The sequence below is a fragment of the Arthrobacter terrae genome (genome assembly GCF_015708085.1).
Lineage (GTDB): Bacteria > Actinomycetota > Actinomycetes > Actinomycetales > Micrococcaceae > Arthrobacter_M > Arthrobacter_M terrae.
The window spans coordinates 95,595-115,210 of the sequence record NZ_JADNYM010000006.1 but is presented as its reverse complement, the minus strand read 5'-3'; the positions used below and the strand labels follow the sequence as shown (position 1 = coordinate 115,210).

At 60.9% G+C, this 19,616-nt stretch carries 15 protein-coding genes; 14 read left to right on the top strand and 1 reads right to left on the bottom strand.

All coding sequences use genetic code 11. The features are described from left to right. The first annotated feature begins 38 nt into the window (after nucleotides 1-38). From IV500_RS05960 to IV500_RS05915, 9 genes are all read left to right on the top strand, one after another. Nucleotides 39-605 (top strand): hypothetical protein, encoded by a 567-nt coding sequence (locus tag IV500_RS05960; RefSeq protein WP_196395917.1) that lies wholly within the window; start codon nucleotides 39-41, stop codon nucleotides 603-605. A 1,273-nt stretch (nucleotides 606-1,878) separates the two neighbouring features. Further along, a complete protein-coding gene (locus tag IV500_RS05955; protein WP_196395916.1) occupies nucleotides 1,879-2,103 on the top strand; it encodes a hypothetical protein in 225 nt (74 codons plus the stop codon). Beyond that, nucleotides 2,097-2,876 carry a hypothetical protein gene (locus IV500_RS05950; RefSeq protein WP_196395915.1) on the top strand — a complete coding sequence of 260 codons (780 nt, stop codon included), beginning with the start codon at nucleotides 2,097-2,099 and terminating at the stop codon, nucleotides 2,874-2,876. Before IV500_RS05955 ends, IV500_RS05950 begins: the two co-directional genes overlap by 7 nt. A gap of 105 nt (nucleotides 2,877-2,981) precedes the next feature. After that, a complete protein-coding gene (locus tag IV500_RS05945) occupies nucleotides 2,982-5,300 on the top strand; it encodes a site-specific DNA-methyltransferase (protein ID WP_196395914.1) in 2,319 nt (772 codons plus the stop codon). A 2-nt stretch (nucleotides 5,301-5,302) separates the two neighbouring features. After that, complete coding sequence (locus tag IV500_RS05940; protein ID WP_230854567.1) at nucleotides 5,303-5,896, top strand: GNAT family N-acetyltransferase; 594 nt, start codon at nucleotides 5,303-5,305, stop codon at nucleotides 5,894-5,896. Beyond that, nucleotides 5,893-8,496 carry a DEAD/DEAH box helicase gene (locus tag IV500_RS05935; RefSeq protein ID WP_196395912.1) on the top strand — a complete coding sequence of 868 codons (2,604 nt, stop codon included), beginning with the start codon at nucleotides 5,893-5,895 and terminating at the stop codon, nucleotides 8,494-8,496. Before IV500_RS05940 ends, IV500_RS05935 begins: the two co-directional genes overlap by 4 nt. A gap of 721 nt (nucleotides 8,497-9,217) precedes the next feature. Beyond that, entirely contained in the window at nucleotides 9,218-10,006 is a 789-nt protein-coding gene (locus tag IV500_RS05930) for a hypothetical protein (RefSeq protein WP_230854566.1), read from the top strand. A gap of 204 nt (nucleotides 10,007-10,210) precedes the next feature. After that, a complete protein-coding gene (locus IV500_RS05925) occupies nucleotides 10,211-10,966 on the top strand; it encodes an Rv1352/Rv1906c domain-containing protein (RefSeq protein ID WP_230854565.1) in 756 nt (251 codons plus the stop codon). Nucleotides 10,967-11,178: 212 nt separating this feature from the next. Next, on the top strand, nucleotides 11,179-11,799 hold the full coding sequence (locus IV500_RS05915; protein ID WP_196396009.1) for a hypothetical protein: 621 nt from the start codon (nucleotides 11,179-11,181) through the stop codon (nucleotides 11,797-11,799). Nucleotides 11,800-11,875: 76 nt separating this feature from the next. Here IV500_RS05915 and IV500_RS05910 read toward each other — a convergent pair whose 3' ends face one another. Next, nucleotides 11,876-12,733, bottom strand: coding sequence for a hypothetical protein (locus IV500_RS05910; RefSeq protein WP_230854564.1), 858 nt, complete (start codon nucleotides 12,731-12,733; stop codon nucleotides 11,876-11,878). Between the two features lie 182 nt (nucleotides 12,734-12,915). Between IV500_RS05910 and IV500_RS05905 the strand changes: the two genes are divergently transcribed. The 5 genes from IV500_RS05905 to IV500_RS05885 all read left to right on the top strand — a co-directional run bounded on the left by IV500_RS05905 (nucleotide 12,916) and on the right by IV500_RS05885 (nucleotide 19,510). After that, nucleotides 12,916-14,142, top strand: coding sequence for a sialidase family protein (locus IV500_RS05905; RefSeq protein WP_196395909.1), 1,227 nt, complete (start codon nucleotides 12,916-12,918; stop codon nucleotides 14,140-14,142). Between the two features lie 158 nt (nucleotides 14,143-14,300). Continuing rightward, a complete protein-coding gene (locus IV500_RS05900) occupies nucleotides 14,301-14,645 on the top strand; it encodes a hypothetical protein (RefSeq protein ID WP_196395908.1) in 345 nt (114 codons plus the stop codon). A 63-nt stretch (nucleotides 14,646-14,708) separates the two neighbouring features. Then, a complete protein-coding gene (locus IV500_RS05895; RefSeq protein WP_196395907.1) occupies nucleotides 14,709-15,725 on the top strand; it encodes a hypothetical protein in 1,017 nt (338 codons plus the stop codon). 78 nt (nucleotides 15,726-15,803) lie between these two features. Then, nucleotides 15,804-16,541, top strand: coding sequence for an HNH endonuclease family protein (locus tag IV500_RS05890; RefSeq protein ID WP_196395906.1), 738 nt, complete (start codon nucleotides 15,804-15,806; stop codon nucleotides 16,539-16,541). Between the two features lie 170 nt (nucleotides 16,542-16,711). Beyond that, nucleotides 16,712-19,510 carry a PQQ-binding-like beta-propeller repeat protein gene (locus IV500_RS05885; RefSeq protein WP_196395905.1) on the top strand — a complete coding sequence of 933 codons (2,799 nt, stop codon included), beginning with the start codon at nucleotides 16,712-16,714 and terminating at the stop codon, nucleotides 19,508-19,510. Nucleotides 19,511-19,616: the final 106 nt, after the last annotated feature.

The following is a 19,616-nucleotide window of genomic DNA, read 5'->3' as shown; positions in this document are numbered from 1 at the left end:
CAGTGCCGACGCCACACCCGTCAACAGAAAGACAAACCATGTCCCGTTCCGTCGATTACTACGCCAAGCAGGCCGAATTCCTCGGCAACAGCGTCATTGAGGTTTCAGTTCCCTCAGGACGCTTGATCGCCACCGATGACCTGCGTTCAGTAAAGCACTTCGACATCGAGCCGCCGCTGTCCATCAACTATGGATCCGGACTCGACGCTTGGGCGCGGGAGTTCGCGACACGAACCAACACCGCTTACGCCTTTGTCGGTAACACCTGTCCCAGCGTCACCCGCCGGAACGACGGCCTGATCCAGGTTGTTACTCCCGCCTGGAGCAAGGGCGCCGACCCAGCTTTCAACGATGACGAGACCGTCGTCGCCAAGATCTGCACTGACCTCTGGGCAACAATGCTCACTGACTACCAGAACTGGTTGGATCACGGCGGCCCGGAGGTCGCTGCAGCCAACGCCAATTTTGCGTTCGACACCTACACGGTCTTCGAGGTCACACCCGGTAAGTACCGCTGGACGGTTTACTCGCACTCCGACTACTTCGACCGTGACGACCTCGGGCGGGTCACGTACGCACAGTTGGAGCTTATTGAGGCTTACTGAAGCGCGCCAAGTCGGATCCTGTGCTTTGAGTCCGTTGTCGCCATGCAATCGATCGACCGCGGTGAGGAATGCTCAGAGAATGAAATCAAGCTGGCGCAAACGTCGCGGTTGCCATGGATGAGTACCTCGGGTGGCTCGCCTACGACCATGGGTGCTTCATCCAGTTCAACTAAGAGGAGGACGAAATCGAGCACACCCGCGAAGGTCACAAACTGCGACTCTAGCGGGAAGCTCCCCACGACGCACGGGGCTTCAATACCAGGTCCTGGGCGTAGGGCGTGGCAAGAATCCTCTTGAGGCAACAGCAGGCGGCCTGCGGGCGAACGTCTACCCATGTTTCTTGTTGGGAGCATCCAGACGAACACAGCGGAGAGCGGAGCGCCCGCAGGCCGCACAGATGGCGTGAATTACCTCCACAACACTCGCTTCCGCGCCTTCCGGCGCAGAGATCACCGACCCGGTGCTCCGCGAGAATTTGACCCGCGAGATCGGAGGGATGCAACGCCTGGCCGAGAAACTGAACGCCACGGAGCATGTGATCAGCCATCTCTTCATCGTTACGGACTCTGAAGCCCAGGTCGACTAAGCGGCAACACACTTCCCCGGCGGAATCACGGTCGAGCGGGTCTACGGCACCTACCTGGAGGTATTCCAGGTCAATAGGAAAGACTGACAACTTTTCCCCGCACACGCGGGAGGGCTTCCGCGGTTGAGAGGCCCGGTGAGGTCCTGGACTCCTTTTCCCCGCACGCGTGGTGGCTCCAAACTGACCGCTAAGCCGGTTCACCGGAACGCCCCAAAGATGCGTATGTTTCTGATCGGTCGGGTCGAAGACGTTCAAGCCACCGATGAATGGAGGGTATGGGAGGCAGGCCATCAGCGGCGCAATACCGCACACGGCGGCAAAAACCCGGATGCTGATATGGTCGCCCCGAAAGTTGAAGTCGGCTTTGGGACTTTCACAGAATATGTAGAGGCCACCCACAGGTTCGGAATACTGCTGGTCGGAATGCTGTGGTCATCACTGGCAGGTAATGTGTTGGGGCCTGTAATGAGGGCCTTTCCAGAGTCACTTAGAACTCCTTGCCGGGGTAGTGGCGATTGGCTCTGTTGTGACGGCGGCAACCCACCCTTAAAGTTCGAAGTGCTTCCGCAGGCAGTTCGAGCAAACGGTCTCGCTTGGTAGTAACGGGCTCGGCGGGGAGCAGTACCGACACATCCGCACACATGATGCTCATGGGAACGCCCACAGTTCCTGTCCCGAAGGAGAATCATGTCCCAGCTTGCAATCGGCACCGCCGTCGACGTCTACGACACCGAAGCGAACCACAAGCCGGCCGTCTACCAAGGCCAGGCAGTTATCGCCGGATATGCCCGCAACCGCGCATACATCGTCCGCGAAGCGGCCCACGGCACGACCTGGCATCGCCACGAATCCCTCGTGCGTGAGGCCGGTCAGCTCATGCCCGCAGATTGGGCTGGGGAGCGGATGTGGTGACGACTGAATGCAGCCCGATCGAAGCCTACGAGCAAATGGTCCAAGCTCTCCGTAACCTCATAGCCGCGGGCGCCGTTGTTGACACCGTACCGACCGCTTTCCTTGCCGACCTGGACCAAATCATCACCGAGACAGAGGTGGCCGTCAAAGCAGGTGTCCTTCCTTTCGCGGTCGCGAACAGGCCGCCCAAAGAGCACACGCAGGGCCTGGCCCGATGGCTGTGGAATCGTGGCTTCGGCAGCAAACAGCTCGCAGGTTACGATTCCGACCACAGGACCAGGCTCATCGTTGGCGCCGGTCTGGTCGATGCACCAGGGCTCTGGGGCGCAGCTGTCTCCCTGATCAGTAAGGTGGAGGCGAAAGTCTCGGCTAATCCCGGCCTTCCGGCCGCGGCCCGGCACAACCTTGATGAGCGAGATCAATGGCTGACATCGTCCGATAGGCAGTCCCAAGCCGCTGACCCCTTCAAGAACAACACTCGGGCAGATGCAAACCGGGGAGCCAAGGCGAAGGTACTGGCTCGTTGGCTGTGGGACAGGTCCATCGACGCGGACACACTCCTCGGGTTCACTCCCAAATATCGTCGTGAGATCGCCCGGGCCGCTGGTGTCAACCCACCGTCAACCCTCGATACCTGGGAGATGGCTCTGAGGATGATTTCCAAGATGGAAGCCCGTGCACTGGCAAACCCGGCCGATTCGGTCACCACCCGCCACCACCTCGACGAACACCTTCAATGGATCATCGATCCGCACGTGGAGGTGGCAGCGTAGCGGCCCAACTGGCAGGGACCATTTGCATCAGGACGATGAGCGTCGAGTCTTATGCGCAGCCTTCCCCCGCGGACCGGCGTCAGAAATCTACGCATGTTTCCTGGTGTGAGCATCCAGACGAACACAGCGGAGAGTGCAGCGGAGTACGCCGCACACATTGACGGCATGACCGCACAACCACTCATGTCCGCGCCCTCCAGCGCCGAAACCACCTCTAGCCTGGACCGGTATCTGGCGGAGATCACCGACCCGGTGCTCCGCGGGAACCTGGCCCGTGAAATCGGCGGGATGCAACGCCAGTTCGGACTCGTCTTCGAACGCCACCACCCCGAGGGTATCCGGCTGCCCAAGCACGCCGTGAAGCGCGGCTCCAAGGTCGTCATCAGCTCGGTAAACGGCACGCCCCGCAAGGACTCAGCCTTCTACCGGGTCCACAAGCTCAACCGTGCCAACGGAGATGGCCAGAGTTCGACCGCGCTGCTCGTCGACGCCGAGGGCGACGAAGCGATCTTTCCTGTCGCCGACCTGACTGTCGCCAAAGAGTTCGGCGACATCATGTACCCCGGCCTGCGTAAGCTCTCCGAGATCCGCCGTGGCGACCCGGATGCACCCGTGCACACGGTCATCAACGGTGAGAATTACCACGCGCTCGAAGCGCTCCAATACACGCACGCCGGCAAGGTGGACCTGATTTACATCGATCCGCCCTACAACACCGGAAATTCTGACTGGAAGTACAACGACCGCTACGTCGACTCCAAGGACGGCTACCGGCACTCCAAGTGGCTCTCCTTCATGGAGAAGCGCCTCATCATCGCCAAGACCCTCCTCAAACCGACCGGCGTGATCATCATGGCTATTGACGACAACGAGCACCACCGGTTTCGTATGCTCGCTGATGAAGTCTTCGGTGAGATCAACTTCATCTCCAACCTTGTTTGGCAGGGAAGTCGAAAGAACGACGCGCAATTCGCGTCCCCCTCTACTGACTACATGTTGGTCTATGCAAAGGATGCTGTGAAGCTCACGGAGTCGGGGCGTCGATGGGTCGAAGCAAAGCCGGGGGTCGACGATGTCCTGGAAATGGGACAAATCGCCTGGAGGGCGTCGATCGAAGCAGCTTTCGCCGAGATCGTCGAGAGATACGAAAGCTCCCCGGAATACTGGGCCAATTGCCTGACGGTTCATCCAGATACATTCGAGACCAAGCAGATGTGGGTGCTGAACAATCTGGATGCTCCTCTCGGAGAGTCAGTCCCCTCGTGGGATGCTGATGAGATCCGAGCCTTTGCGGCCCAGCGTGCGACAGCTGAACTGCGGCGATGGTGGAAATCGATTCCGAGCGACCATGCGGCTAAGTCAAACCCTGGCCTTAAGCTCTATGACCGAGTCGATGATGTGAGGTTCGGTGAAGTTTACTGCTCGAGCGATCTCGCGAAACCGGGCCCGACCAGCACGTCGCGGTACGACCTTCTCCACCCCGTAACTGGCAAACCCGTCGCCATGCATCCCAACGGCTGGCGATACGCCCAGGACGTCATGCACCAGAAGGTGAAAGAGTCACGGATTCTGTTCGGCAATGACCACAAGACAACCGCGCGGTACAAAAGGTACTTGCACGAGACTGTCGATCAGTCTCCTCTCCCCGCATTCGACCATGACAGGTCCGCTGCGACAAAACACCTCGAAAAGATCCTGAGCGACAAGCGATTCCCATTTCCCAAGAACCATGACGTCCTGATGCGCTGGTTCCGAATGATCGCCCCCAGCGACGCGGTCATTTTGGACTTCTTCGGCGGCTCCGGCACCACCGCCGAGGCGGTCATCCGGCTGAACGCCGAGGACGGCGGCACTCGCCAGGCGATCCTTGTGACCAACAATGAGCTCGCCAAGGCTGACGATACGAAGCTGCGCAAGTCCGGCCACAAACCAGGCGACGATGAGTACGAGGCCCTGGGCGTGTTCCATCACGTCACCAAGCCGCGCCTCGAAACGGTCGTCACCGGCACACGTCAGGACGGTAGTCCCTACTCCGACGGTCTGGCCGCGAACGTCGCGTTCTTCGAGTTGACCTACTTGGACGAGCCTGAGATCGTCACCGGCCGCGCCTTCAATGACCTTGCCGGCTTGTTCTGGCTCAAGGCCGGCGGCGTCGGCGGGACAGTCGAACTCACCCCGGGCGCGAAGGCTGACGGGTTCGCAATCTCCGAGTTCGGCCGCACTGCGGTGCTGTTCAGCCCGGGCCGGGCCAAGGCGCTGGGGGAGAAACTGAGCGCTGCAGAGCACACGATCAGCCACCTCTTCATCGTCACCGACTCCGAAGCCCAGGGCGACGAAGCAGCAACACACTTCCGCGGTGGAATCACCGTCGAGCGGATCTACGGAAGCTACCTGGAAGCATTCCAGGTCAACAGGAAGGACTGACTTTGACCAGTCAGCGAATTCGGCAAGTCCTCGTCCGGAAAGCGAAGCCGCGCGACGCAGAGAGGATCAATTCTTTCGACCGATACTTTCCGCATCTGGCTACGCTGAGCGGGCCGAAGGGACCTTTTTACACGCAGTTTGTTGCAGGCGAAATTGCGTCACAGACATCATCCCGAAAAGTAGTGCTGGTGGCTGAAGAGAAAGGGCTCATCGTCGGCTACGCCTGGTCGAATCCTCTGTTGGAGGCAGGGCCCGCTGTCGACCTTGACCTGATTGCGGTGAGCCCTGAAATGCGTCGACGCGGTGTCTCGCAGGTGCTCATCGCCTCGTCAGTGGAGGCCTACAGGCGGGCGGGATTCAAGATCGCAGTTGCCGCGGTGAGTGAGCTCTCCTTCAAAGCTTTTGAAAAAGCGGGATGGGATTACGCGCCCGTCGGCCACGAGATCCGGTGGGAGTGGCCAGGGGCATCGGAGGCCTGGTTCGGTCCGGATATGCTGAGCCGCCACCACGACCGGGTCGCCTTTCTGAGGTTGACCTCAGACGCCCCGGCGATACATGTCCAGCCGAAAGTGCAAACAGGAGCTATTGCTAAGTGAAATTCTCTCTCACCGATTACCAGCGTGACGTCACTGAAGAGGTCGTCGACAATCTCAACATGTCTGTGGGCATGTTCGACCGCCGCGGCAAGCGCACTGCCGTAGGTCTGACTGCCCCGACCGGTGCCGGCAAGACCGTCATCGCTACCGCGGTCCTGGAGAAGCTGCTGTTCGGCGGCGGGACCCAGTCCCCGAACAAGTACCTTACGGTGTTGTGGCTGACCGATGACCCAGCACTGAACGAACAGAGCAAGGACAAGATCCTGAAGGCGTCCTCGCTCATTCAGCCCTCGCAGATCGAGATGCTGGATGCGAACTACGACCGGGAAACCCTTGAGTATGGCAAGATCCACTTCCTGAACATCCAGCGTCTGGCCTCCGGCGCCACCTCCCACGTAAACACAGGGGATTCGCGGCGCTGGTCGCTGTGGGAGACGATCGGGAACACAGTCCGCAAGTTCAACCGGGACTTCCTGCTTATCGTCGATGAAGCCCACCGTGGCTCCTCCGTCACGGCGGGAGAGAAGAAGACGATCATGCGCACCGTCCTGGACGGCGGCCCCGTCGACATCAAGGACGGCTCCGGCACCGTCCGGACCATCGTGAACGACCCGGCCGGCATCATGCTCGGCATCTCGGCCACCCCGAAGAAATTCGAGGAGGCCATGTCCGCGAACACTGCCGACCGGACCCTGTTCAAGGTCGCCGCCGACACCGACAAGGTGCGCGCCTCGGGCCTGATCAAGGACCTCATCCAGATCAACCACCCGACCGACAACCAGCCCACCGATGACACGCTGCTGCGCGCCGCCGTCCGTGACCTGGTTCGGTACACGAACTTGTGGGACCAGGAGAACGCGGCCAGCAACGGCCAGCACAGCGTCAAGCCGCTCATGGTCGTTCAGCTGCCTGACAAAGTCTCCGAGAAGACCATTCAGCAGCTGGTTCTCTCCATCACCGATGAGTGGCCCACCGGTCTGCAGCAGGTCACCGGCGCGAAGCCGGTCATCGTGCACGCGTTCGGTGAGAAAAAGCACCTGGACCTGCCCGACGGCCGGATGATTCCCTACGTCGCGCCACAGAACATCCAGGAGAACGACCACATCAAGGTGGTGCTGTTCAAGACGGCACTGACCACTGGCTGGGACTGCCCGCGCGCCGAAGTCATGCTCTCGCTGCGTCCGGCCAAGGAACACACCGCAATCGCGCAGCTGATCGGGCGCATGGTCCGCACCCCGGTCGCCGGCCGCATCGAGACCGAAGATATGGAGGAGCTCAACGCCGTCTCGCTTTACCTGCCCCACTACGACAAGACTGAGGTCGCCACGGTCGTTCGTTCATTCGTGGACGGCGCCGACGTCGAGGTGCCCGTTTCAATCAACCCCGTCGACTTCACGCGTGTGGCCGGTATCCCGGATGAGCTATGGGAGATGGTGCTGCCAAAGGAGATCAAGCCGAAGCGCTCTTACGCATCGGAGACGGCCCGCCTGGCGGCCCTGGGCACCCGGTTGGACTCGCTGCAGGTCGGCAACCCGGACAACCCAGGGGTACTGCTCTCCGACGAGGTGGAGGCCCGGGTGAAAGCGATCCTACTGGCGGAGTACATCCGGCTCCAGGCCACCATCGACGAGGACGCCCGAGGGCTGCTCGAAGTCACCTACGACCGGGTCGGCTATGACCAATACACTGGCAACCAGGCCACCATCACCTCCCACACCGTTCGGACGTCAGCGACAAACCTGCGCGAGCTCAAAGATAAAGCTGTGAACCGGATGCCGGACGCGGCCGGGTCCTGGCTCTACGACGCGTTATACACGCAGCTGCAGGACCACGAGGAAGCTGTCGTCCGCCTTTCGGCGCTGTCCGTGCACGAGGAGGTAATCCGCAACCTTGAGGCGTCTGCGTCGAACCTGATCGACTCCTGGCGCCAGCAGCTCAACCCTGCCGTATCCCGGCTGGACACCAAGGTGCGCGCGGAACTGGATGAGATCTGGCATCCGCACGGTGTTCCCATCCCCGGCGAGTTCGCCCTCCCGGAGAGAGTCCGCACCCGAACCCAGACCATCGTCAAAGGAAAAGACGGTGCAGGGAAAGTTATGGAGACGATCGCACCCATCGAAACCTTCAAAGGCCATCTGTTCGCCGACGCCCAGGGAGACTTTCCGATGGTCGCGACCGGCTGGGAGAAAGAGGTTATCGCCAAGGAGTTGGCCCAGTCCAGCCTCATCGGCTGGTACCGGAACCCAACCGGCGCCGGCGGTCTCGCCGTGTCCTACATTGAGGGTTCCGTGGACAAGTCCATGTACCCGGACTTCCTGTTCTTCCACCGGGTCGACGGGAACATCGTCGTGGACATCGTGGACCCGCACAACCATAGCCTCGGCGACACCCCGGGCAAGTGGGCCGCTTTGTCCCGGTTCGCCCGCCAGCACCAGGAGATCTTCCGCCGGGTCACCGCGGTCATCCGGAACAAGAACGGAACACTGAAGGGTCTGGACTTCACCGGCCGCGCATCGACCGTCGTAGAGGACCGAATAGCAGCGTCCTCCGGAGGGGAAGACATCGCCGCCGTTTTTGAGGAGTTTGGCGGCATCTACTAGGCATGTTAAGTGGCCGGTCTGTGGGTTCGTAGACGAACCGGAGACTGGCCACTTAGCAGTTATCTACGCATGTTCCATGATGTGGCGGCCTATCCCCAAGCCAGGTTCGCTGCTGAGCGGTTTATCCGGATAAGCCATCCCCCCCGCAGCTACTAACCGTCGATATACAAGAGAAGAGAAACAGCCATGCCAAAGCGCTCTGAGCCCGGAAAGCTCCCGAATGTACCTCTGGAAGACTGGTTGCGCAAAAATGAACTCTCCAGTCATACCCGCTTTGACCGCGCTTGCTTTCACCGCATGGCCGGACTCCCTGTCATTGGCAATGTCTCTGACAGTGTCTACGGATGTCAGGATGATAGTTGCCACATCTCAGGTCCCATCTTCGACCACCCACGGCGCTTCAAGGTCAGGGGCCGAAACCGTATTGCTGACTTTGCCGGCGTCATTTCCGCCCCGTACCTGCACCCGCACGAGATGCTAGAGGACGCCACGCGGATCTCTCAGCAGTTTGGGTTGTCCTACAGGATAGACGACCCGCGTGATGACTGGTACGGGCACGGAACATCGCCTCTCGTGATTTGGAACTCCAACAAAATCAGCTTGTGATCTTGGCTCTCTGCGATGAGTAACCCATCTGTTGTCTAAGAGAGGCTAAGCCCTCTCCATTGGCCCTTCCTGCCTGAGGGGAAGGGCCCTCCATGCTTCCGCACACATGGTGGCCATGGAACCTATTGTCTGGCTCAGTTTTGATAGCACCGTCCCTGTTCCGGCTCTTGCCCGGCTGTACGCGATGTCTCGGTCATCACTTATCGATTTGTTTGAGCGCGGCCGTGAGAGGACGCAGCTGAAGTTCGATGCCGACGGCGTCTGGATCCGCCCCGAAGATGCCACGGACTGGGATGAGGCCACGTTCATTGACCGCACGGACGTTGACGGAGTCGAGTTCTTCACCTTCCGGGCCACCGGGTTTGAGTTCAACGACGACACCGAGCAGATGACCGAGCTTGGCTACTCTGCCTTTTTCGTTCCCGGCGGCGGCATTGTCGTGCACAACCCGGAAACCCCGGTCGCTGTGGCCGCCCAGCGGTTCATTGAGGATTTGTCCGGCAGTTTCGCGCGGTACGCCCCGGTGCGCGTTAATTCCTGGGCTGAGTATGCTGCTGCGGTCCCGAATCTGGAACGAGCTTTTGCGTTGGCTGGTGTGGAACGGCACGAGCTTTCGAAGCGTGAGCTGGTTGGGACCCTTGTTGATGATTACCTGGCCAGCCGAGCTGCGACCCTGCCAGCTGAAGGGACAGTCAGGGCCGACGAGCTAACCATAAACACGGTGCTGGAAGCCACAGACGTCCGCTGGGGGTCCCACACGCCCGATCGCGAGCTGTTCGTCGTCACCGAGATCAGCCCCGCCAAAGGCGGAATGCTGGCTGTCACGTTCGCTACCAAATACGGCATCGAGCGCACACTCATCGTCCGCCCGGACCGCCGCTTCCTGACTGCACCGCAGGACTAGAAGCGCCGCCAGACTACGCACGAGGAGCCGGGTCGCGAAGCTGCCCATCATTGACGAGCAGACGCGCTGCCCGCCGCCGAGACGACGAGACATGATCGACCGTCGGCACACATGAATTGCGGACACGGTGCCAGTCGTTGCTATCTTGGGTTGGCCCAGCAAGTGCTGGTCATTACTTTGGGGGGAACCATGAAGCTGAGAATCATGACGACATTGCTGCTCGCCGCCGCACTGGCAGGCTGCGCGGGTCCTGCCACTACGGCAACCAGCCCGACACCGACACCGAGTCCCAGTGTCACCGCGTCCATGACGACGGCACCTGTCGTGAGCAAGGCCACTGTCACTCCGACCCCAACGTTGGCGGCCAGGGTCGGCATCAAATATTCACTGCACTGCCGGCTCAACAACGGTCCCTCAGTGACTTTCACTGATTTCAGAGCCGCCTGGTCAGCCCCGTACGACTCTTGTATCGCGGACACTGCATCGGGGACGCCGTCGGCGGAAGAAAATGCGGCGGGTGCTCTGTCTGGCGGAAAATCACCGGATACAGCCAAATATCTTTACTCGTTGTGCGCGACGACGGCCGGTCACTACTTCGAAGGCACTGTGAGCGCCGGGCAGTCCAAAGAAATCGAGGCCGCCCTCATGCTGTGCCCTAACCACCCGAAGCGCGCGCAGCTGGAGGCGAGCTCCGGGGCCGGGCAATCCCTCGCGGCGGATCGGGTCAACGGAAAGCTCGCCTATACGGGCAAATATTTGGTCGGAAAAGACATCCAGCCCGGCACGTGGCAGTCCCAGGGCGACAAAGTGGAGAACTGCTACTGGGAAATTTCGGACGCCCAGGGAAACATCATCGCCAACAACCTCATCAGTGTTGCGCCGCAGTTCACCATCACCATCCCGGCCACGGCGTCCGGATTCACCGTGAACGGCTGCGGGTTCCGTTGGATCAGTGACTAGTAGCCGCCGATCTGCTGAACACCTGGTCCTGCAGGCTGACCCCATGCCTCTACGCATGTTTTCGGTTAGAACTGCTATCCGACTTTGACAATTGATGAGGAATATCGATCTTGCCTAAGCGCCTCAACCCACCACCGAACTGGCCTACCCCTCCGGAAGGCTGGGTCCCCGGCCCCACATGGCAGCCCGATCCCTCGTGGGGACCTCCTCCCATGGGATGGAAGCTCTGGGTCGAGGATTCCTACGGAATCGACGGTCCGGGCAATTCCAGTCCAGTTGTTATCCGCGAGCACAAAAAGCGCCCACGCAAATCCCTCGGGTGCCTTTTTATCGTCGTTGCTGCGGTCGCTGTCGTCGGTGGGTGCTCAGTGCTGACATCCAAGTCAATCAACGAGTCGCCGAGCGCTAGCGTTTCCGTACCCAAGGGAGAACAGGTCGCCCCGGGCTCCCATGTCTCTCAGAACCAGATTGACAGCGCCGCGGTAATGGATGAGCGCGAGATGGCACTCATGGTCAAGAATCCGGAGAGCTACAAGGGTAAGTCAATGGTGGTCTTCGCGCGGATCACACAGTTCGACGCAGCAACTGGTACTTGCACGTTTCGCGCCGACATAGCCAACGCGGTAATGGAGGACTCTTGGGACTATAAGCACAATTCGTTTCTCACCGGCGGAGACGGTGGTGAGAAGTGCCCCGATCTCGCTGGTTTCGTTGAAGATGACATCGTGCGCATGACCGTGACTTCAAAGGGAGCCTACAGCTACGACACCCAGATCGGCGGCCATACGACGGTACCGTCGTTTCAGGTTGAAAAGATCAGCAGGGCCAATTAACGCTGAGATTGGCAGAAGGAAGGCCCCGTACTGTTCATCGGCACGGGGCCTTTCTGGGTTTTGGCGACCTCGGAAGTTACCAGCCGCCGAGACGGATGGTCGGCTCGGAGCGGTAGGTGGGGGCGAAGCTGCCCCGGTTGGACGCTGCGGTGGTCTTGCCGCGCCCGGCAGCTGCGGTCACCTTGACCATCAGTTGCTGAAGTTTCCGCTGGGCTTCCCACAGTTCCTGCTGGAGTTTGCGAAGCTCGGCCTGCCCGACCCTGTTGCCTTTGGAGTCGGTGTACTCCTCGCAGTTTGACGGCTCCTGCGCTGCACCGATCGGGCCGTACGCCTTATGGCAGGCGTCGCCGTGTCCGGCTTCCTGGGCGTACTCGTTGTTGCCCATAATGAGGCCGCCCGTGTTGCGCGTCCACTTCACGGTTTTGATCCTGTCAAATAGGGCAGCGCCAGCCGCCGAATTGTGGGCCCGGTCAATGACGTTGCGGGATTCCCCGGTGTTCCACTCCACGGTGTTGGTGTCCTTGTTGAAGGTCACAGACCCTTCGCCGGCGGGGAAGTCGGTGGTCCGGTTGGTCGGGAACGGCAGGTCTGTTTTGAGAACCCTCGCCGGCTTGGCACCGCGGTCAAGGGTGAGCCGCCATTCCAAATCGTCATTGAGTTCCTCCAGATGCGGGGCCGAAGGTTGATGGCGCCAACTGCTCTGGGCCTGCTCCATCGCCGCGTGTCTGGCATTCACGTCTTTGCGCAGCGCGGCCGTGTACGCTTCCGGGTCGGTCTGCTCTTTCCTGGTCAGCCCCTTCCAGAATTCCTGGGTGGCGTCGAAGACTTTCGTTTGGTGCTCGTGTACAACTTTTTGCACGGCCTGACGGACGGCAGCGAATTCAGCGGCGGGGAGGACGATCTCCCCGTGTTCGGTTTCCCAGTGGCCCATCATGTTCCTTTCAGCGGGTTCACTGTATATGTGTGCGGCGGTGACGTGGCGCGGGGAGCGGGATGCCGGACGCATCGGATATGTTCACTGGCGTCTACGGACAGTGATGCCTCAGAAGCCCTAAATTAGTCCCTCATTTTTGCGCGGCCAGCTCCTTCTGTAGGTGAGAAGAAATTCTGGCCGACATGGATGGACTGGTTTTGGTACTCATTACTCTGCGCAACGGACGACAGCGACTCCAGGTTGCACTGGACAACTTGCGATCTTCGGTGGGTGCGTTTGACCTTCCCTCCATCCTTGTCGGCGTGGTCGTCGTCGGCATCCTCACAGCCGGGGTGCTGGCCTCCATTTTCGGTGTGATCCCGTTCGCCCAGGACAATGGCGCCAAACAGGACCTTGCCGCTGTGAACACAGCGCAGGGCGTCCAGAAAGCGAAGACCAACTCCTATGCCTCCGCCGCCAGCTTGGTCTCGGCAGGGCTGGTTCCGCAGCTGCCGGCAACTGTAAAGATTGTCGTTTACCCCGATGGTGCCAGTTACTGCGCTTCCACGGTCTCCGGGACTGGGAAGACGTTCATGATCACTTCTGCAGACAGTGCCGCGAGCCGGGGTGAGTGCATGCCGCTTCCCGACTTCTCGCAGCCAGCTGTCTGGACCGAGCGGACTAGCTCAGGGACCGGCAGTTGGAGGGCAGTGGCCTCCTCAGCTGACGGCAACAAGCTCGTGGCGGCTCAATACAGCGACGGATATATTTTCACGTCTGCTGATTCGGGCGTGAGCTGGACGAAGCAGACCAGTGCAGGAACCGGGTCCTGGTACTCGGTGGCTTCCTCAGCTGACGGCAACAAGCTCGTGGCGGCTCAATACAACGGCGGAAACATCTTCACGTCCACAGATTCTGGCGTAAACTGGACGAAGCTGGCCAGTGCAGGAGCCGGGTACTGGTCCTCGGTGGCTTCCTCAGCTGACGGTACCAAACTGGTCGCAACACAGTACAGCGGAAACATCTTCACGTCCACAGATTCTGGCGTGAACTGGACGAAGCAGGCCAGTGCAGGAACCGGGATCTGGTCCTCGGTGACTTCCTCAGCTGACGGTACCAAACTGGTCGCCGGACAGAACGGTGGAAACATCTTCACGTCCACCGATTCTGGCGTGAACTGGACGAAGCAGGCCAGTGCAGGGACCTGGTACTGGCACTCAGTGGCTTCCTCAGCTGACGGTACCAAACTGGTCGCCGGACAGGACCTCGGACACATCTTCACGTCCACCGATTCTGGCGTGAACTGGACAAAGCAGACCAGTGCAGGAACCGGGTCCTGGTACTCGGTGGCTTCCTCAGCTGACGGTACCAAACTGGTCGCCGGGAAGCATAACAATGGCTACCTGTACACGGGTGTCTACGGGCAGTGATATCTCAGAGGCTCTAGGTTGGTCCGTCCTTCTTGTGCGGCCAGCACCTTCTGTCGATGATACAAATTTCCCAGTGGTCCACCGTGTTCCTTTCAGCTGGTTCACTGTAAATGTGTGCGGCGGTGACGTGGCGCGGGGAGTCCGCACACATGGTGGCCATGCGAAGATTCCAGGTCCACGTCCGTACCCGCCTAGACGCCGGAGAGCCGGGGGTAAAACGTTCCCACGTTGAGGCCGTCGTCGCGTTCAACGAGTCGCTGTCGCCCTCGTTCGAATCCGACGTCTGCAGCTTGGTCGAGACGCTCGACAACGTCGCTTACGGGACTGTGTTCGGCACCGTGGACCGCAAGAACGCACCGTCGCTGGCGGGGATAAAGTTCCGGGACCCGGAGGCCGCCGCCATCCTGGCCGCTGCCTTCAAAAAGCGCGCACGCGAAGCAGGGCTGGAAGCTGAGGTGTCTACCGTATCCAAGTCTGTCATTCGTGCCAGCGGCCGCCGGTAACATGGTCCGGTCTGCACAGGCTGGGGTCTGCCGCGAAGTCGTTTGGCCGCACACAAGTAAGGCATGACTATGAATGTAGAAAACCGCACCCGCGTCCAGGCCGGAATCAAGGCGGGCGGCCAGTTTGCCGCAGAGATGCACGCTGAGCCTTCCGGCGTCATCCTGGCCCAAGGCACCTCACCTTTGGACGGAGCAGCTGTTGCAGCGGCAGCGGGTGTGGTTCGTACGCGGGCCGCGTGCGAGACGGGTAAATGGCAGCGGCACCAGGACAAGGCCTACCCGTATAACCTGGAGCTGCCGCTGCCTGCGGAACTCCTCGAACTGAATCGACAAGCCAAAGACTTTGAATCGCTTCCCCGTCAGGAGCAGGACGACCTTCTGGACCAGTTGAAACTCCCTGGCGTAAAACACCTGCTTGAGCCTGGCCAAAAGCTCGGCAACGACCGGGTCCTGGTCGCCGACAACCTGGACACGGATGGTGGCGACATCGGGCTAGCCCTGACGGCGCAGAAACTCATCGCTGACGCCCAGCTCCCGGGCACCGCCACCCTGACCCAAGTTGGGGAATTGTCCACGTTCATCATCCAGGACGCGGGTATCAAGCATGACATCAGGGTCGGGAAATCCCTGCTGAGTTTCGCTGCCGATTCAGGGAAGGCTAACGACTACACCCGTGACAACTGGCTCTACCGGGCCGACATCAGCGTGCACGGCGGGTCCGCATACGACGAGGGCCAGGTGAGGAAGGTGGCCAACCATTTCCGGGACCACCGCGAGTACGCCGTCATGATGGATGTCGCCGCCGGGTCCCCGTTTAATGACTCCGACGCGCATTTTGGGGAGTTTTGCCGTGCAGACCGCACAGCCGTCATCAAAACCGATGGTATCGAAAACCTGCTGGACGTCTCCGGGGACGAACCGGTCCTCAAGCCGACGGACGGAATGAACGCACTGCATCCGTCCATGGTCCGCGGTTTCCTGGATCATATGGCCACGCAGACCGGTAACCCCGACAGGGACGCGTTCGTAGCCGATCTTCGCGAAGTGTTCCGGGAAACTGACCGCCGGTTGGTCCGCTGACGGCGCGCCGGTCCAGCCGCCGTGTTGCCGGCGGTTAGTCTGGGTGCACCGGATCCGGAACGCCTGGATGCCGCACACATGAGGGATATGAAGATCACCCGCTCCGCTGCCCCTAAATCAGTCACAGCCCTCACTGCCCTGTTCCTCGCAGCTACCCTCGCCGGTTGCAGCGCTGCAGCGAATGTCGGGGACACAGTCGCTGGCGCCGTGCACGCGGCTACATCACAGGAGTCAGCGGCAAACTCCGCGACCCCCGCTGAGATCGCGGAAGCCGTCGCTGAGCTGGCGTCCATCCCGGTGAAAGGAAAAGCACCGAAGACCGGCTATAGCCGCGAACAATTCGGCGCCGCCTGGTCCGACGTTGACCACAACGGCTGCGATACCCGCAATGACATTCTTCGCCGCGACCTCACCAACATCACCGTCAAACCCGGCACTAAGAACTGTATCGTCGCCTCCGGGAAACTTGCTGACGAGTACACCGGGAAAACCATCAACTTCACCCGCGGCGCGGACTCTTCCGCCGTCCAGATAGACCATATCGTAGCGCTCTCCTCAGCCTGGCAGACCGGTGCCCAGCAGATCAGCGCAGACCAGCGGCTCCAGCTCGCTAACGACCCGCTGAACCTGATTGCTGCCGACGGACCCGCCAACCAACAGAAATCCGATTCCTCCGCCGATGCGTGGCTGCCCGCCAACAAAGCGTTCCGTTGCGAGTACGTCGCCCGCCAGACCGCGGTGAAGACCAAGTACAAACTGTGGATGACCCAACCGGAACATGACGCGATCGCCGGTATCCTCGCCGCCTGCAATTAGCTGCATGGCTTCACGCGCTGGCCCCGCATCGTTTATCCGGTGCGGGGCCTTTTCGTGGGTCCGGGGATAGCCAGCTCCAGCGTCTACGCATGTTTCACAGCGACAGCGTAAACAATTCTGCCGGTCCGGGGATCACCCTTCCCCACCGGCGTGGAGCTCCCGGAGAATCAATGGAAACCCGCCTACTGCCCAGCCGTCGCGCCGTCCTTTCATGGGCGGTGGTCGCAGGTGTAACCGCGGCCCTCGCACCGGCAGCCCCGGCCATGGCGGACATCACCCCGGGCACGACCACTCCAACAACACTGCGCACCATTGCTGGCGGTGCCGGCATCAAGCGGACCTACGACGATGTCTTTTTGACCGTGGCTTTTCTGGACATGCGGATCGTCAACGACCTGAAAGGCGCCCCGAAACTTGTCACCACCACTTCCGGGGTCACCAACCAGTTCCAGATCATTGACCTGGCCACCGGCAACCTTGAATACGTTGACACGGTACCCATCAAGATTTCCTCCAAAATCGGCTGGAACCCGAGCACCCATACCGTCTACTTCGGCCGCGGTGACGGCCATCTGATGTCCTGGTCGTTCACGGACCGGAAACTGAAGGACTACGGCAAAGTCCATGCGGACGCGACCGGCATCTATGGGATGGAAGTCAGCGACGACGGACGCGTCTGGGGTGGCTTCTACCCTAATGGGATCATCTGGAGCTTTGACCCACGCACCAATGCTTTCACGACGCAGCCGCGTATTGATGAGGGCACCGACTACGTGTACGGCGTGGCGATCACCGGGGGAACCGTGTACGCCGGTACCGGCAGCCGAGATGCAAAAATCGTCTCCTTCCCTATCAGCAACCCGGCAGCTCGCACTATCATCAGACTCCCCGAAAGCGCCCCGACAGGCCAGGTGCCGCAGTTGTTTGCCCGCGGGGACAGAATGTTCGTTTTCGCCGAAGACGCCGCCAACCTTATGCGCTGCTTCATCTACAACCTGCCCACCAAAAGGTGGGAACCGCGTTTCGGTGCATCCCCTATCCGCTCGTTCACCGGCACGGCGACCAGTTCCTCCACCTGGACGGTAGCCGGCGGATCCGTGGTCAACATCAACACGACCACCATGGCCATGACGACCCTCGTAACTGCCGGCATGGACAGCCCCCGTTCTGTTTATCAGGACGGGGACCGTCTGTATGTGGCTGGCTCCGATGCCGGAGAACCGATGATCGCCGAATTCTCCATCGCCCGTAAGACTTTGACACGGAAATACGCGGCCAAATGCAAGCCCGGCGCCCTCTCCGTCCAGTCGTTGATCGCCTCAGCGACCGGAGTGCTGTACGCCGGCGGCTACCAGGGCAACGGCATTGCCTCCATCCACCCGGACACGAACGCCCGCTGGCAGAGCGTGCCTACTTCCGGGGTCGGCCAGATCGAGCACATGATGGAACTGGACCGGGACAGCATCTTTATCGGCTCTTACGGCTCCGGACAACTTTTCCGCTACACCCGGTCCAAGCAGTCGACCGGCGCTGGCGCGTTCAAACTGATCGTGAAGCTACGCACCGATTACATGCAGTCCCGCCCGTTCGGGTGGGCTACGGCCGGCGGCAAAGTCCTTGTCGGCACCGTCCCCGAATACGGGCTGCGCGGTGGTGCTTTGGGTTTCATCGATCCGAAGACGGACGCCATTACGGTGAAAAACAAATTCATCCCGGAACAATCCATTGTTGGACTTGGTGGCGACGGCAACACTGTCTACGGCACCACGTCGGGCCGCCCCGGCTACGGTGCCCCCGACTACACCGGCGCCGCTGCCGTCTTCGCGTACGACGTCGCCAAAGACCGGGTCATCTGGACCGTCTACCTTGACGGACAGAACGAGCTGTATTCGCCGCTGCTGATCGACGGTGAATTGGTTGTCTCCACCATCAACGGCCTCATCATCCTGGACCCTGGCACAGGGAAGGTCCTGCGCACCCACATGCTCCGGAACCGGTCTGCCCGGCCGGGCTACCTGTCGGTCCGGACGCTTCAGCTGCCGGGGACGTCAAAGGTGGTGCACAATGCGGGCGGGATCCTCACCCTCATCGATCTGCGTGCAGGGACACGATCCGAACTCGCTTCCGGCGCCTACGGCACCCAGATGGCGATCCGCGCTGACGGACGGCTGTTTGCCAGCAAGGATCATACCCACGTCGTTGAACTGCACACGGACGCAGCACCCGCCATCTCCTCCAAGGCTGATTTGGTCACCATCACCCACGAAGGCCACCTGCTCTCCGAGGCGTCCTCCGGTCACGGCGTTTTCGGGAACCCGGTCGATCACGGTGCAGGATGGGACCGTGCCGGCACGCTCAGCTTCCATGTCGTGGACTGGGATGCGAACGGGATTCCCGACATCCTTATCCAGTGCACCAACGGGTCTCTGCAGTTGCGCCGAGGCGTAGCTGGCGGTGGCTTCCAACCACCGGTGACCGTCGGCAACAGCGGCTGGACCGCGATGCAGATCACCGTCGGAAACTGGAACAACACCACCCCTTACCCTGCTGTCCTCGCCGTCGACCCGGCCGGTAATCTGCTCTCCTACCAGGTTTCCAGCACCGGGGGTCTGATGGCGCCGGTTCAGCTCGGGACAGGATGGAAGGGCCGCCAACCCGTCATGATGGACATGACTGGAGCCGGAAAGCAGGGGATTGTCGCCCGTGACGGAGCGAAGCTGGTCTTCCAGGACTCCAACGGCAACGGCCGGTTCACTGGCGCCGAGAAAGTCGTTGCCCAAGCCGGCTGGTCGGACACGGTGGCGCTGGCGGCCGTCGACGGGCATTACGGGGACCGTACCGGGCTTGTATCGCTCAACCGGAGTGGTGGCCTGCGCTACATCAGTTCCACCGGGACCGGTTTCGGGGGGATCATCAACTACCCGGGGGCCAGGACCGGGGCACTGTTGGCTGGCTCCAGCCGGTTCTAGCGGTACGGTCCCGCACTGTAATCCGGTGCGGGGCCGGTCCGGCAGCCAGATGTCGCACCCTGCCCGTAGCATTTGCCTCGACCGGCACGTCACGCTGCCGGCGGCG

Coding starts and splice junctions, on each gene's coding strand:
- IV500_RS05960 (WP_196395917.1), top strand. CDS start 39: ATGTCCCGTTCCGTCGATTACTACGCCAAGCAGGCCGAATTCCTCGGC.
- IV500_RS05955 (WP_196395916.1), top strand. CDS start 1,879: ATGTCCCAGCTTGCAATCGGCACCGCCGTCGACGTCTACGACACCGAA.
- IV500_RS05930 (WP_230854566.1), top strand. CDS start 9,218: ATGGAACCTATTGTCTGGCTCAGTTTTGATAGCACCGTCCCTGTTCCG.
- IV500_RS05925 (WP_230854565.1), top strand. CDS start 10,211: ATGACGACATTGCTGCTCGCCGCCGCACTGGCAGGCTGCGCGGGTCCT.
- IV500_RS05915 (WP_196396009.1), top strand. CDS start 11,179: ATGGGATGGAAGCTCTGGGTCGAGGATTCCTACGGAATCGACGGTCCG.
- IV500_RS05910 (WP_230854564.1), bottom strand. CDS start 12,733: ATGATGGGCCACTGGGAAACCGAACACGGGGAGATCGTCCTCCCCGCC.
- IV500_RS05905 (WP_196395909.1), top strand. CDS start 12,916: ATGGATGGACTGGTTTTGGTACTCATTACTCTGCGCAACGGACGACAG.
- IV500_RS05900 (WP_196395908.1), top strand. CDS start 14,301: ATGCGAAGATTCCAGGTCCACGTCCGTACCCGCCTAGACGCCGGAGAG.
- IV500_RS05895 (WP_196395907.1), top strand. CDS start 14,709: ATGACTATGAATGTAGAAAACCGCACCCGCGTCCAGGCCGGAATCAAG.
- IV500_RS05890 (WP_196395906.1), top strand. CDS start 15,804: ATGAGGGATATGAAGATCACCCGCTCCGCTGCCCCTAAATCAGTCACA.
- IV500_RS05885 (WP_196395905.1), top strand. CDS start 16,712: ATGGAAACCCGCCTACTGCCCAGCCGTCGCGCCGTCCTTTCATGGGCG.